Source organism: Sphingomonas lycopersici, assembly GCF_026130605.1.
Classification (GTDB): domain Bacteria; phylum Pseudomonadota; class Alphaproteobacteria; order Sphingomonadales; family Sphingomonadaceae; genus Sphingomonas; species Sphingomonas lycopersici.
Genome location: NZ_JANFAU010000006.1, coordinates 234,456 through 248,465 on the forward strand (window position 1 = coordinate 234,456; position 14,010 = coordinate 248,465).

At 68.2% G+C, this 14,010-nt stretch carries 15 protein-coding genes; 13 read left to right on the top strand and 2 right to left on the bottom strand.

Translation table 11 applies throughout. The annotated features are described in order from the left end of the window. Positions 1 to 5 precede the first annotated feature (5 nt). The 9 genes from flgG to NED98_RS14090 all read left to right on the top strand — a co-directional run bounded on the left by flgG (position 6) and on the right by NED98_RS14090 (position 8,182). A complete protein-coding gene (gene flgG / locus NED98_RS14050) occupies positions 6 to 794 on the top strand; it encodes a flagellar basal-body rod protein FlgG (RefSeq protein ID WP_179512778.1) in 789 nt (262 codons plus the stop codon). A gap of 14 nt (positions 795 to 808) precedes the next feature. Then, positions 809 to 1,498 (top strand): flagellar basal body L-ring protein FlgH, encoded by a 690-nt coding sequence (locus tag NED98_RS14055; RefSeq protein ID WP_432423327.1) that lies wholly within the window; start codon positions 809 to 811, stop codon positions 1,496 to 1,498. Continuing rightward, complete coding sequence (locus tag NED98_RS14060; protein WP_265313444.1) at positions 1,498 to 2,655, top strand: flagellar basal body P-ring protein FlgI; 1,158 nt, start codon at positions 1,498 to 1,500, stop codon at positions 2,653 to 2,655. Before NED98_RS14055 ends, NED98_RS14060 begins: the two co-directional genes overlap by 1 nt. Further along, on the top strand, positions 2,652 to 2,993 hold the full coding sequence (locus NED98_RS14065) for a rod-binding protein (RefSeq protein WP_265313445.1): 342 nt from the start codon (positions 2,652 to 2,654) through the stop codon (positions 2,991 to 2,993). The genes NED98_RS14060 and NED98_RS14065 overlap by 4 nt, the downstream gene beginning before the upstream one ends. After that, positions 2,993 to 4,339, top strand: a complete 1,347-nt coding sequence (flgK, locus tag NED98_RS14070; RefSeq protein WP_265313446.1) for a flagellar hook-associated protein FlgK — start codon at positions 2,993 to 2,995, stop codon at positions 4,337 to 4,339. Before NED98_RS14065 ends, flgK begins: the two co-directional genes overlap by 1 nt. Then, the gene (locus NED98_RS14075; RefSeq protein WP_265270593.1) at positions 4,339 to 5,229 is read left to right on the top strand and encodes a flagellin N-terminal helical domain-containing protein; all 891 of its coding nucleotides are present in this window, start codon (positions 4,339 to 4,341) and stop codon (positions 5,227 to 5,229) included. The genes flgK and NED98_RS14075 overlap by 1 nt, the downstream gene beginning before the upstream one ends. A 97-nt stretch (positions 5,230 to 5,326) precedes the next feature. Further along, positions 5,327 to 6,190, top strand: a complete 864-nt coding sequence (motA, locus tag NED98_RS14080; protein WP_265270595.1) for a flagellar motor stator protein MotA — start codon at positions 5,327 to 5,329, stop codon at positions 6,188 to 6,190. After that, positions 6,191 to 7,099 carry a flagellar motor protein MotB gene (locus NED98_RS14085; RefSeq protein WP_179512771.1) on the top strand — a complete coding sequence of 303 codons (909 nt, stop codon included), beginning with the start codon at positions 6,191 to 6,193 and terminating at the stop codon, positions 7,097 to 7,099. A 213-nt stretch (positions 7,100 to 7,312) separates the two neighbouring features. After that, positions 7,313 to 8,182 carry a 3-hydroxybutyryl-CoA dehydrogenase gene (locus NED98_RS14090; RefSeq protein ID WP_179512770.1) on the top strand — a complete coding sequence of 290 codons (870 nt, stop codon included), beginning with the start codon at positions 7,313 to 7,315 and terminating at the stop codon, positions 8,180 to 8,182. 40 nt (positions 8,183 to 8,222) lie between these two features. Here NED98_RS14090 and rdgB read toward each other — a convergent pair whose 3' ends face one another. Both rdgB and rph read right to left on the bottom strand, forming a co-directional pair. Further along, the gene (gene rdgB, locus NED98_RS14095) at positions 8,223 to 8,849 is read right to left on the bottom strand and encodes an RdgB/HAM1 family non-canonical purine NTP pyrophosphatase (protein WP_265313447.1); all 627 of its coding nucleotides are present in this window, start codon (positions 8,847 to 8,849) and stop codon (positions 8,223 to 8,225) included. Then, positions 8,846 to 9,559, bottom strand: a complete 714-nt coding sequence (rph, locus tag NED98_RS14100; protein WP_179512768.1) for a ribonuclease PH — start codon at positions 9,557 to 9,559, stop codon at positions 8,846 to 8,848. Before rph ends, rdgB begins: the two co-directional genes overlap by 4 nt. Before the next feature lie 154 nt (positions 9,560 to 9,713). Between rph and NED98_RS14105 the strand changes: the two genes are divergently transcribed. The 4 genes from NED98_RS14105 to NED98_RS14120 all read left to right on the top strand — a co-directional run bounded on the left by NED98_RS14105 (position 9,714) and on the right by NED98_RS14120 (position 13,955). After that, a complete protein-coding gene (locus tag NED98_RS14105; RefSeq protein ID WP_265313448.1) occupies positions 9,714 to 10,238 on the top strand; it encodes a hypothetical protein in 525 nt (174 codons plus the stop codon). A gap of 161 nt (positions 10,239 to 10,399) precedes the next feature. Continuing rightward, on the top strand, positions 10,400 to 11,068 hold the full coding sequence (locus tag NED98_RS14110) for a response regulator (RefSeq protein ID WP_265313449.1): 669 nt from the start codon (positions 10,400 to 10,402) through the stop codon (positions 11,066 to 11,068). Continuing rightward, positions 11,065 to 12,384 (top strand): sensor histidine kinase, encoded by a 1,320-nt coding sequence (locus tag NED98_RS14115; RefSeq protein ID WP_265270607.1) that lies wholly within the window; start codon positions 11,065 to 11,067, stop codon positions 12,382 to 12,384. Before NED98_RS14110 ends, NED98_RS14115 begins: the two co-directional genes overlap by 4 nt. Positions 12,385 to 12,590: 206 nt before the next feature. Next, entirely contained in the window at positions 12,591 to 13,955 is a 1,365-nt protein-coding gene (locus NED98_RS14120) for an L-serine ammonia-lyase (protein WP_265313450.1), read from the top strand. Positions 13,956 to 14,010 lie beyond the last annotated feature (55 nt).

Below are 14,010 nucleotides of genomic sequence, written 5' to 3' on the forward strand. Positions count from 1 at the left end.
GAACGATGACCACCGCCGCCATGCATATCGCGCGCACCGGGCTCGACGCCCAGGACATGCGCATGCGCGTGATCTCGAACAACCTGGCCAACGTCAACACCACCGCGTTCAAGCGCGATCGCGCCGCCTTCGCGACGTTGAGCTATCAGGTGGTGACCGCGCCGGGCGCGCAATCGACCCAGTCGACGCAATATGCCACGGGCTTGAACCTCGGCACCGGCGTGCGCGTCCAGGGCACCGCGCGGATCGATACCGCGGGGTCGCTCAACACCACCGGCAACGCGCTCGATCTCGCGATCGATGGCGACGGTTATTTCCAGGTGCAGATGCCGTCGGGCGAGCTGGGCTATACCCGCGCGGGCAATTTCTCGCGCTCGCCCGAAGGCATGCTGATCACCAGCGACGGCTATCAGGTGATGCCGGGGATCACGATCCCGCAGGGTGCCACCTCGATCACGATCGGCACCGACGGCACCGTCTCCGCGACGCTGCCCGGCAAGACCGAGGCGCAGACCTTGGGCCAGTTGCAGGTCGCGAGCTTCCCCAATGCCGCCGGGCTGCAGAGCGCGGGCGACAATTATGTCATGGAAACCGCCGCTTCCGGCCCGGTCAACCTCGGCGTGCCGGGGCAGGACGGGCGCGGCTCGGTGCGGCAGGGGATGCTCGAAGCGTCCAACGTCAATGTCGTCGAGGAACTGGTCGACATGATCGAGACGCAGCGCGCCTATGAGGTCAATTCGAAGATGATCTCGGCGACCGACGACATGCTCAAATACGTCAACCAGAACATCTGATGCCGGGATCGATGATGGCCATGCGTATCTCCCTCTCCGTCGCGCTCGGCGCCGCGCTGATCGCCTCGCCGGCGGCCGCGGGGCTGTTCGGCAAGAAGAAGCCGGCGGAGGATTTCTCCGCGGTGCGGCTCGCCCCGGTGGCGCAGACCCCGGCCGCCGCGCCCGAGGCGAATGGCGCGATCTTCCAGGCGGCGACCGGCTATGCCGCGCTCCACGAAGGCTGGCGCGCGCGCCGCGTGGGCGATCCGCTGACGATCGTGCTGGTCGAGCGCACCGCCGCCTCCAAATCGGCCTCGTCGAAGCTCGATTCGGGCGGCGGCTTCGGCATCACCCCGCCGAGCACCGGGCCGCTGTCGCTGTTCAGCCCGACCGACGCCTCGGCCAGCGGGACGCGCAACTTCAAGGGCACCGGCACCACCGATCAGGCCAATTCGCTGTCGGGCGAAATGTCGGTGACGGTGGCGCAGGTGTTCCCCAACGGCACGATGCTGGTGCAGGGGCAGAAGCGCGTCACGCTCAATCGCGGCGACGAATTCGTCCAGATCAAGGGGATCGTGCGCACCGCCGATGTCGATCTCGACAATCGCGTGCTGTCGACCCGCGTGGCCGACGCGCAGATCGCTTATACCGGCAAGGGCGATGTCGCCCGCGCCAGCCGCCAGGGCTGGCTGAGCCGCTTCTTCCAGGTGGTGAGCCCGTTCTGATGACCAGCATCGCGCTTCCTTTTCCGTCCGCCGGGCGGCCGCGCCGGGTGAACCGCGCGCGCTGGTGGCTGGCGCTGATCGCGATCCTCGTCGCGATCCTCGCGGGCCATCCGGCCGGCGCCGATCGGATCAAGGATCTCGGCACCTTCCAGGGCATCCGATCGAACCAGCTGACCGGTTACGGCATCGTCGTCGGGCTGCCCGGCACGGGCGACGACAATCTCGAATATACCATGCAGTCGGTGAAGGCGGTCGCCTCGCGTTTCGGGCTGCAGCTGCCGCCGAACGTCAGCCAGGGGCTCAAGAACGCCGCGGTGGTGATGGTGACCGCGGAATTGCCCGCCTTCGCCAAGCCCGGCCAGCGGATCGACATCACCGTCGCCTCGCTCGGCAAGGCCAAGTCGCTGCGCGGCGGCGCTTTGGTGCTCACCCCGTTGCTCGGTGCCGACGGCCAGATCTATGCGATGGCGCAGGGCAATCTTGCGGTCGGCGGGCTCGGCGCCGAGGGCCGGGACGGGTCGCAGATCGTCGTCAACGTCCCCTCCACCGGGCGCATCCCGGAGGGCGCGACGGTCGAACGCGCGGTCGCCACCGGGTTCGATCAGACGCCGTATCTCACCTTCAACCTCGCGCGTGCCGATTTCACCACCGCGCAGAATGTCGCGGCGGCGATCAACAGCCGGCTGGGCGGGGGCAGCGCCGAGGCGAAGGATGCGGTGTCGATCGCGGTCAAGGCGCCGGTCGGCGCCGACGTGCGCGCGACGCTCATGTCGACGATCGAGAATCTCAGCGTGGTCACCGCCGAGCCGCCGGCAAAAGTAATTGTTAATGCCCGGACGGGAACGGTCGTTATTAATTCTGCGGTCCGGGTGGGTCCGGCCGCGGTGACGCACGGCAAGCTGACCGTGCGCATCGACGAGAACCAGCGGGTCAGGCAGCCTGGTCCGTTCAGCCAGGGCCAGACCGCGCTCGAGCAGAAATCGAACGTGTCGGTCGATGAGGAGCGCCGCCCGATGTTCCTGCTCGCGCCGGGACCCAAGCTCGCCGACGTGGTGAAGGCGGTCAATGCGATCGGCGCCTCGCCGGCCGATCTGGTCGCGATCCTCGAGGCGCTCAAGGAAGCGGGCGCGCTCAAGGCGGAGCTGATCGTGCTATGACCGCGGATGTCGCCGGCAGCGTCGCCAAGATGCAGATCACGGGCGCGACCGGGCTCGATACCGGGTTGTCGCGCGCCGCGTCGAAGGAGAATCTGGCCAAGGCGGGCAAGCAGTTCGAAACGGTGTTCACCGGCATGATGCTCAAGTCGATGCGCCAGGCGAAGCTCGCCGACCCGCTGTTCGACAGTAAGGCGCTCGACACCTTCCGCGACATGCAGGACCAGAAATTCGTTCAGGCGATGGCCGATCACGCGCCGCTCGGGATCGGCAGGGCGATGACCGATTTCCTCGCTAGGTCGCAACCAGCCCTTAACACCGAGCCGGCTAAGTCGGACTGATGGCGGACCTGCTTTCCATCGGCGCTTCGGGCGTCAAGACCTATCAGACGGCGCTGGCGACGGTTTCGGAGAATATCGCCAACGTCGGCAACGGCGCTTATGCGCGCCGCTCGACCAATGTGACCGAGCTGGCGCCGGTGCAGGGGGTGCTCAGCGCCGCGGCGGCGATGACCGGCTATGGCTCGATCGCCACCGGGATCAACCGCGCGTCGGACATGTTCAAATCCGCCGCGGTGCGCGATTCGGGCGCCGATCTCGCGCGGACCCAGGCGGGGACGGTGTGGCTCAACAGCATCCAGTCCGCGCTGACCGGCAGCGATCTTTCGACCAGCCTGACCAATTTCTTCAATGCGGCGCAAAGCGTCGCCGCCGATCCCGCCTCGCCGACGCCGCGCGCGGCGATGCTCGAAAGCGCCACCACCGTCGCCAACGCCTTTACCGCGACCGGCAATGCGCTGGCGCAGGTGACCGCCGACATGGACGCGAGCGCCGATCAGGCGACCGCCAGCCTGACCTCGCTTTCGGCGGCGCTGGCCAAGGTCAATGACGGGCTGAGCCGCTCGGCGCCGAATACCGCGCAGGCGGCGAGCCTCGCCGACCAGCGCGATTCGCTGCTCGATCAGATGAGCGCGATCGTCGACGTCCATGTCACGCTCGACGCCGCCGGCCGCGCGACGGTCACCGCGGGGGGCAGCAACGGGCCGACGCTGGTTTCGGGCAATGACGCCGCGTCGGTCACCTATGTCCGCAACGGATCGGGCGCGGTGTCGTTCGCGGTGCAGATGGGCGGCAATTATTCGGTGCTGACGCCGAACGGCGGCGCGCTCGGCGGGATCGCCGACGGCGCGCAGCGCATCGCCGACACGCGTGACCAGCTCAACACGCTGGCGACCAATTTCGTCAACGGCGTCAACAGCGTCCAGGCGCAGGGCCGCGATCTCAACAACAATGCCGGCCAGCCGCTGTTCAGCGTCGGCGCCGCGCCGACCGACGTGTCGCTGACGCTCGCCGATCCCAGCGGGATCGCCGCCGCAGCGGTCGGCGGGGGGACGCGCGACAACAGCAATATCCTCGCGCTCGGCACGCTGCGCACCAGCGGCGGGTTCGAAACCAAGGTGACGACGCTCGTCGCCGCCAATGCCGCCGCGCTGCAGAACCGCAATGCCGTCGCCGCGGCGCAGAGCGCAATCCACGACGGCGCGGTCAGCGCGCGCGATGCCGTATCGGGGGTCGATCTCGATACCGAAGCGGTCGATCTGATGCGCTTCCAGCAGGCCTATTCCGCCTCGAGCCGCGTCATTCAGGCGGCGCGGGACACCTTTCAGTCGATCCTGGAAATCCGCTGATGACGATCGCTCCTTCCACCAGCCTGTTCTATGATCGCGCGTCGTCGACGATGCGCTCGCTCAGCGCGCAGGCCGACCGGCTCAACCAGCAGATCACCGCGCAGTCGAACATCCTCGCGCCGTCCGACGATAGCGTGGCATGGCAGCGGCTGCAGGGCCTGTCGCAGGCGGACGCCAATGGCGCGGCCTATGCCGCCAATGTCACGGTCGCCAAAACCGTGCTGCAACAGGCGGACGGCGCGCTCGGCACGATCGGCGACCAGCTCCAGCAGGTGAAGACCCTCGTCGTCCAGGCGCGCAACGGCACCTTGCCCGCCAGCGGCAAGGTGGCGATCGCCAACCAGCTCGGCGACATATTGTCGCAGATCGTCTCCACCGCCAATGTGGCCGACACGCGCGGCGGCCCGCTGTTCGGCGGCAATAGCGGCGGGCAGGCGGTAACGCAGAATGCCGACGGCTCGCTCAGCTTCACCACCGGCGAGGGCGCGTCGATCCCGATCGGCGACGGCCAGTCGGTCCAGCCAAGCAGCAATGCCGCGGGCTTCCTCAAGACCGGCACCAGCGATCTGGGCAGCGCGATCACCGCGATCATGGCCGCGCTCAACGCGGGGACGGATATTCCCGCCGCGGCGGCGGATACGGTGCAGCAGGTATCGGATCAGGTGGCGACGGCGCAGGCGTCGATCGGCGCGCGCGCCGCACGGGTCGATATCGTCTCCAACCAGCTGACCGACGCCAAGGCCGATCGCTCGGCGACGCGCGACCAGGTCGACGGCTTCGATTATGCGACCGCGATCACCCAGCTGCAGAAAACCATGACCTCGCTGCAGGCGACCCAGGCGAGCTTCTCCAAGCTCTCCAGCCTGTCGCTGTTCGATTATCTGCGATGAGCCGCGGGTGAAGGGGCGTGGTTAACCAGATGGCGACGAACGCGCGCTAACCACGAATGTCATGAGGATCAGTTTCGTTTCCCGGGGGGTATGCTGAATGTTTCCGGCCATCGGCCTCGTCGTCCTCGTCGTCATGGTGTTCGGCGGCTTCGCCTTCACCGGCGGCGCGCTTGGGCCGGTATTCGAGGCGATTCCGCACGAGCTCATCATCATCGGCGGCGCCGCCGCTGGTGCGTTGGTCATCGGCAATTCCAGCAAGGAATTGAAGGCGATGGGCACCGGGCTCGGCAAGGTGTTCAAGGGCCCGAAATATAAGAAGCAGGATTATCTCGACGTCATCTTCCTCGTCTCGAAGCTGATGAAGATGCTCAGGATGGAAGGGCCGATCGCGCTCGAGCCGCATGTCGAGGATCCCAAATCCTCCGCGATCTTCGCCGAATATCCGCGGCTGCTCGCCGATGCCACGCTCGTCAACCTGATCGCCGATACGCTGCGGCTGGTCGTCGTCTCCTCGGGCACGCTCGACGTGCATGCGGTGGAAGACGTGATGGACAATGCGATCAAGACCCACCACCACGAGGTCGAAGGGCCGCAGCACACGCTGACCAGCCTCGCCGACGCCTTGCCCGCGCTCGGCATCGTCGCGGCGGTGCTCGGCATCGTCAAGACGATGGGGTCGATCGACAAGCCGCCGTCGATCCTCGGCGCGATGATCGGCTCGGCGCTGGTCGGCACCTTCATGGGTGTGCTGCTCGCTTATGGCATCGTCAGCCCGCTCGCCAACCGGCTGAAGCAGGTGATCGAGGCCGATGCGGCGATCTATCATGTGGTGAAGCAGATCATCATCGCCTCGCTCCACGGCCATCCGCAGCCTCTGGTGATCGAGGCGGCGCGCTCGGGCATCGCGCACAAGAACCAGCCCGGCTTCGCCGAGGTGTTCGACGGTCTGAGGGGCCGGTAAATGGCCGCGCGCGCGCCGCACGGCACCAACCAGCCGCCGAAGATCATCTACAAGAAGGTCTATATCGAAGGGCATGGCGGGCATCACGGCGGCGCGTGGAAGGTCGCCTATGCCGATTTCGTCACCGCGATGATGGCCTTCTTCCTGCTCCTGTGGCTGCTCGGCGCGACGACCGAGAAGCAGCGCAAGGGCATCGCCGATTATTTCGCGCCGACCCTGCTCGATACCAAGTCGCTCGGCGTCGGCGGATCGGGGATCCTCGGCGGCAAATCGATCCTCAGCAAGGAGCAGACCGGCCCCGATGTCGGCAATTCGCGGCTGCCGACGGTCGCCGCGAAGATCCAGAGCGAATCGGGCGGGCGGCAGGAGGGCGCGGGCAAGAAGGGATCGCTGCGCAGCCCCGACGCGATCGCGGCGGAGGATCGGCGCAACTTCGCCGAATTGAAGCGCAAGGTGATGGAACGGATCGCCTCGCGCGCCGATCTCGCAAAATTGTCGCGGCATATCCGCTTCGTGATGACCCCGGACGGGATGCGGATCGATCTCATCGACGACGCCAATTATTCGATGTTTGCGCTCGGCACGACGGTGCTCGAACCCGCGGCGTCCGAGCTGATCGGGATGGTCGGTGACAGCATCGCCAAGACGAGCAACCCGATCATGATCCGCGGGCACACCGATTCGGTGCCCTATGGCGATCCGCGCGCGATGAACAATTGGACGCTCGCCACCGGCCGCGCCGAGGCGACCCGCCGCCGGCTGGCGCAGGCGAACATCCCCGAGGCACGCTTCAACCGCATCGAGGGCGTGGCGGACCGCGAACCGATGATCGCCGACAACCCTGCCGATCCGCGTAACCGCCGCGTCGCGATCACGTTGCTCTATCGCGAGGGCACGTTCGGACGCTGACAGCGGACCGGGTGATCTGTTTCCGTTCGCTCTGAGCTTGTCGAAGGGCTGCACTTCTTTCCTCGGAAGAAAAGTGCAGGGCTTCGACAGGCTCAGCCCGAACGGGGATGGGTGATCGCGCCTTAACCCAGCACCCGCCGATCCTTCCGCCCCCCATCTGGCAATCGCCGCGAAACCCGTTATCCGGCTCCGCAACAGCGAAGGAGTCACGTGATGCAAGCGGTTGGTGTGATCGGTGCGGGGCAGATGGGGGCGGGGATCGCCCAGGTTTCCGCGCAGGCAGGCTATCGCGTGCTGCTCGCCGATGTCGACAAGGCGCGGGCCGAGGCAGGCAAGGCGGGGATCGCCAGGCGGCTCGCGCGCGATGTCGAAAAGGGCAAGATCGACGCCGCCACGCGCGATCAGTTGCTCGATCGGATCGAGCCGGTCGACAGCGTCGCCGCAATGGCGCCGGCGGGGCTGGTGGTCGAAGCCGCGACCGAGCGCGAGGAAATCAAGCGCGCGATCTTCGCCGAGGTCGGCAAGGTGCTCGCCGCCGATGCGGTGCTCGCGTCGAACACCTCGTCGATCCCGATCACCCGGCTGGCGCAGGCCGCGCCCGATGCGTCGCGCTTCATCGGGGTGCATTTCTTCAACCCGGTGCCGGTGATGGGGCTGATCGAGGTGATCCGCGGGCTCGCCACCACCGATGCGACGGTCAAGCGGGTCGAGGATTATGCCGTCGCGCTCGGCAAGCAGGTGGTCCACGCCAATGACGCGCCGGGGTTCATCGTCAACCGCGTGCTGATGCCGATGCTCAACGAGGCGTGCTTCGCGTTGGGCGAGGGGGTCGCGACGATCCGCGACATCGATCTCGCCTGTCAGCTCGGGCTCAACCACCCGATGGGGCCGCTGACCCTCGCCGATTTCATCGGGCTCGATACCTGCCTGGAGATCACCCGCGTGCTCCACGAGGGCACCGGCGACCCGAAATTCCGCCCCGCGCCGTTGCTGGTGAAATATGTCGAGGCCGGCTGGTACGGCCGCAAGACCGGGCGCGGCTTCTACGATTATTCGGGCGAGGTCCCCGTCCCGACGCGGTGAGCCTCTTAAGCCCCTCCCCTGAAAGGGAGGGGCTTTAAGGTCAGAAAACCGCGCGCACCAATTGCCGGAACGCGTCCGCCCGGTGGCTGATCGCGTGTTTGCGGGCCTGATCCATCTCGCCGAACGTCTCGGTTTCGCCGTTGGGGAGGAACATCGGGTCGTAGCCGAAGCCCTTGTCGCCGCGCGGCGGCCAGACGAGCGTGCCGTCGACCCGGCCTTCGAACCATTCGACATGCCCGTCGGGCCACGCCAGCGCCAGCGCGCAGACGAAATGCGCGTCGCGCGGCGGCGCGTCGAGCCGCGCGAGATTGTCCTCAATGCGGCGCATCGCCTCGTTGAAATCCTTGCTTTCCCCCGCCCAGCGCGCGGAGAAGATCCCCGGATCGCCGCCCAGCGCATCGACGCACAGCCCCGAATCGTCGGCCAGCGCCGGGAGCCCCGAAAGGTCCGCCGCGGCGCGCGCCTTCAACTCGGCATTGGCGACGAAGGTCGTGCCGGTCTCGTCGGGCTCGGGCAGGTCGAGCGCCTTGGCCGAGACGACCTCCAGCCCGTGGCCGTCGAGCAGTTCGGCGATTTCGCGCACCTTGCCGGGGTTGTGGCTGGCGATCACCAGCTTGCCCGGCGCGAGCTTGCGGATCGCCTGCGGCTCGTCGCCCTCGCCGCTCACGCCACCGCCCTCGCCTGCGCCGCGAAGATCTCGGTGCAGCCGATCCGCGCGAGGCGGAGCAGGCGCAGCAGCGCTTCCTCGTCATAGGTGGCGTGCTCGGCGGTGGCCTGTGCCTCGGCGATATGGCCGTTTTCGAGCAGCACGAAATTGGCGTCGGCGTCGGCGTTCGAATCCTCGTCATAATCGAGATCGAGCACCGGATTGCCCTGGAAGATCCCGCAGCTCACCGCCGCGACCTTCTGGCCGATCGGATCGCGCTCCAGCTTGCCCGCGGCGATGAGGCCGTTGACCGCGAGCCGCAGCGCGACCCACGCGCCCGAGATCGAGGCGGTGCGGGTGCCGCCGTCGGCCTGGATCACGTCGCAATCGAGCGTGATCTGCCGCTCGCCGAGCGCGGAAAGATCGGTGACGGCGCGCAGGCTGCGGCCGATCAGCCGCTGGATTTCCTGGGTGCGGCCCGATTGCTTGCCCTTCGCCGCCTCGCGGCTGCCGCGGGTGTGGGTGGCGCGGGGCAGCATGCCATATTCGGCGGTGACCCAGCCCTGGCCCTTGCCGCGCAGGAACGGGGGCACGCGCTCTTCGACGCTGGCGGTGACGATCACCTTGGTATCGCCGAACCCGATCAGCACCGATCCTTCGGCATGACGGGTGAAGCGGGGTTCGATGACGATCGCGCGCATCTGATCGGGGGTGCGGCCGCTGGGGCGCATCGGGGAAATCTCCTTTGGGTTTGGCCCGGCCCTAGGGGGTGCGCTCCCCACTGGCAAGGAACGAGCGGCGTAAGGCGCGCGTCAGCAAAATGCGCGACACCATTCGGCAACGCTGGCGTTGAGAATGTCGGCGCGGGAGGCAGGAGTGATTGTCATGACACGGATTTCGAAAACCCTTCCGCTCACCGTGCTGGTCGCGGTGGGAATGCTCGCGGGCTGCACCACCACCGGCACGGGCGTTGGCGATTCGCGCGTCCCGGGCCTGTCGGCGACGTTCAACTGGCGCGCGCAGAGTGCGCGCAGCGGGCAGATGACCGCACAGCTTTCGAACGGCGCGACCTATACCGGCACCTTCTTCCAGATCACCAGCGAGACGCGGGTCGACGAGCTTGGCCCGTTATGGGCCGGCTGGGGCCCGGTCGGCCCGTATCGCGGCTGGCGCGGCGGCTGGGGTGGCCGGTGGGGCGGCGGCTGGGGCGGCTGGGGCTATTGGGGGCCGACGCAGGATTTCGTGACGCATTATTCGGGCAAGGTGCTCGCCAATCTGACCGGCCCCAGCGGGCGGATGCGTTGCCGCTTCACGCTGATCCGCCCGTCGAGCGGGATGAGCGGCGGCGGCGAGGGCCAGTGCCAGGTGCCCGGCGGCGGGACGATCGACGCGACCTTCGCGCCGAATTGATCGGGGTTTGGCGGCGGCAGGGGATAGGCCGGACCACCTATCCCCGTTCGCCCTGAGCCGGTCGAAGGGCGGCCCTGACTCACGGCGGGCGGGACGCCCTTCGACAAGCTCAGGCCGTCAATGATGGCGAGCGGTGAGAGGGCGGAGCAGGGAGCGCGCCGATGCGTCTGCTGATCGTGGAGGACAATGAGGAACTGGCCGAGGCGATGGCCGCGGCGTTCCAGCGGCGCGAGATACGGTGCGACCTCGCCGGCAATGCGCGCGACGCCGAGCAATTGATCGCCACGACCGATTATGCCGCGGTGATCCTCGATCTCGGCCTGCCCGACGAGGACGGGCTGAGCCTGTTGCGCCGGCTGCGCGGGCAGCGCCGCAACGTGCCGGTGATCGTGCTCAGTGCGCGCGGCGAGGGCGAGATGCGCGTGCTCGGGCTGGAAAGCGGCGCCGACGATTATCTGGTCAAGCCGTTCCTGTTCGCCGAGCTTCACGCGCGGCTCGCGGCGGTGCTGCGGCGGCAGGGGGGCTATGTCGAGGATGTGCTGCGCGCGGGGCAGGTGACGCTCGATATCTCGACCCGCGAGGTGCGGGTGGCGGGCGCGCCGCTCAGCCTGTCGGTGCGCGAGATCGAGCTGCTCGAGCTGCTGATGCGGCGCGCCGGGCATGTCGTGCCCAAGCGCGTGCTGGCCGATCAATTGTTCGGCGCGGGGGAGGCGCTTGGGTCGAACGCGGTCGACGTCTATGTGCATCGCGTGCGCCGCAAGCTGGAGGATCATGCCGAGGTGAGTGTCCAGACGGTGCGCGGAATCGGTTATATGCTCTCCGCCACATGACGTTCCGCCTTCCCCGTTCGCTGTTCGGCAAGCTGCTCGCGGGCCAGATCGTCATCGTCGTGGTGGTGGCGGTCGCGCTGCCGCTGCTCCTGTCGCACATGCTCCACGATACCGCCGACGCGTTCATCGCGGCGCGGCTCGAGCGCGAGGCGACCGGCTTCGCGCATGGCAGCGGGGCGACCGACCAGCCGCTGCCGCGCGAGCACGGCAACCGCTTCTTCGCGCTGTTCGACGCGCAGGGAAAGGCGCTCCAGGCGCGCCCGGCGGTGTTGCCGTTCGACCTTTCCGATCTGCCGCACGGCGCGGACCGGAGATTCACCACCTGGGGGCGCTATGACGTCCTCACCCGCCCGGTCGCGCTCCCCGCGGGGGGCAATGGCTGGGTGGTGGTGGCGCAGGATCGCACCCATCCCGAGGAGATCGTCGACGATGTGGTGCGCTCGTTCCTGCGCCGCTTCGCCTGGGTGATCGCGGCGGCGCTGCTCGGTTCGCTGCTGCTGTCGTTCATCGTGCTGCGGCATGTGACGGGGATGTTCCGCGATGCGGCGGCGGATGCCGATGCGATCGGGCTCCCGCGGCTCGATGGGCGGATCGACGAGGCGCGGATGCCGAGCGAGGCGATGCCGCTGGTCCACGCCACCAACCGCGCGCTCGACCGGCTGGAGGCGGGATATCGCGCGCAGGGCGATTTCATCGGCAATGTCGCGCACGAGCTGCGCACCCCGCTCGCGCTGATCTCGCTCCGGCTCGAACAATTGCCCGAATCGCCGCAGCGCGATCAGATCGGCGGTGCGGTGGCGCAGGCCAATCACGTCATCCGCCAGCTGATCGATCTCGCCGCGATCGATCGGCTGCACCCGCAATTGGGGATGGTCGATCCCGTCGCGCTGGCGCGCGATGCGGTCGAGGCGATGGTGCCGATCGTCTACCGCTCTGGGCACAGCATCGCCTTCGAGGAGCCCGATCAGGCGCCGCCGCGGGTGCGCGGCGTAGCCGAATTGCTGCTGATCGCGGTCACCAATTTGATCGACAATGCGGTGCGCCACACCCCGGCGGGATCGGCGATCACCGTCTCCGCGGCGGCCGACGGCAGCCTGACGGTGGAGGATGACGGCCCGGGGCTCGCGGTCGACGCGCGCGATCCCGCCGCGCGCCGCTTCCGCCGCGGCGATACCGCGCGCAGCGACAGCGCCGGGCTGGGGCTGTCGATCGTCGAGCGTATCCTCGGGGTATGCGGCGGGGCGCTGGAGACCGGACGCAGCACGAGCGGCGGCGCACTGCTGCGGCTGCGGCTGGATGCGACGCCTTTGACCTGAAAAGCCCCTGCCCTTCAGGGGAGGGGTTGGGGTGGGGGAGTCACGAGCGACGGTCTCGGTGAGACACTCCCCACCCCCAAACCCCTCCCCTGAAGGGGAGCGGCGAAAAGGGGACTTCAATCACGACACGTAATGCATTGCGTCGTTGTTGCTTCTGCCCCGGCGTCCCCGTTGCCGTTTGACCGCCCCGCTCCTAGACCCGCCGGATGATTTCCGACCCCTCCGCCGTCAGCGTCACCGAATTGTTCACGATCGGGATCGGCCCGTCGAGCTCGCACACCGTCGGGCCGATGCGCGCCGCCAAGGCGTTCGCGCGCGAGATGGTCGACGCGGGGCTGGTGCCGGTCCGCGTGCAATGCGAATTGTTCGGGTCGCTCTCGCTCACCGGGCGCGGGCACCATAGCGACCGCGCGGTGCTGCTCGGGCTTTCGGGGGAGACGCCCGAGGCGGTCGATCCGGCGGCGGTCGAGGGGCTGATCGCGGCGATCGGCGCGAACGGGCGGCTGGCGCTCGACGGGCGGGTCGCAATCGACTTCGATATCGAGCGCGACCTGCTGTTCCGCCCGGGCTTCTTGCCCGGCCACCCCAATGCGATGGCCTTCACCGCGACGCTCGCCGACGGCAGCGAGGTGATCCGGCGCTATTATTCGATCGGCGGCGGGGTGATCCGGCAGGAGGGCGCCGAGCCCGAACGCGCCAACCGCCAGCCGCGCTATCCGTTCGGCTCGGCGGCGGAATTGCTCGCGACCGGCGCGACGGAGGATCTGTCGATCGCCGCGATCGTCCGCGCCAACGAGCGCGCGTGGCGCGAGGATGCCGAGACCGACGGTTTCCTCGATCGCGTGCGCGACGCGATGACCGCCTCGATCGAGCGCGGCTGTGCGGCGACCGGCGAATTGCCCGGCGGGCTCAAGGTCAAGCGCCGCGCGCGCGCGATCCGCGAGAAACTGCTCGAACGCGGCCCGCGCAGCGACCCTAGCCTGGTGTTCGAATGGGTCAGCCTGTGGGCGCTCGCGGTCAACGAGGAGAATGCGGCGGGCGGGCGCGTCGTCACCGCGCCGACCAATGGCGCGGCGGGGGTGATCCCGGCGGTGCTGCGCTATTACGAAACCTTCGTCCACGGCGCGACGCGCGACGGGGTGCGCACCCTGCTGCTCACCGCGGCGGCGATCGGGATGCTGTACAAGAAACGCGCGTCGATCTCGGCGGCGGAAATGGGGTGCCAGGGCGAGGTCGGGGTGGCCTGTTCGATGGCGGCCGGCGGGCTGGTCGCGGCGCTCGGCGGGAGCAATGCGCAGATCGAGAATGCCGCCGAGATCGGGATGGAGCATAACCTCGGGCTCACCTGCGATCCGATCGGCGGGCTGGTGCAGATCCCGTGCATCGAGCGCAACACGATGGGCGCGATCAAGGCGATCAACGCCGCCTATCTCGCGCTCCACGGCGACGGGCGGCATATCGTCAGCCTCGATCAGGTGATCGAAACGATGCGCCAGACGGGGAAGGACATGCGCTCGAAATATAAGGAGACGAGTCTGGGGGGACTCGCGGTCAACGTGGTGGAATGCTGAGCCTGCGCTGAACGGCAAGCGGCGCGGCAAAGCCGCGCCGTCGGACGGCGGGTGC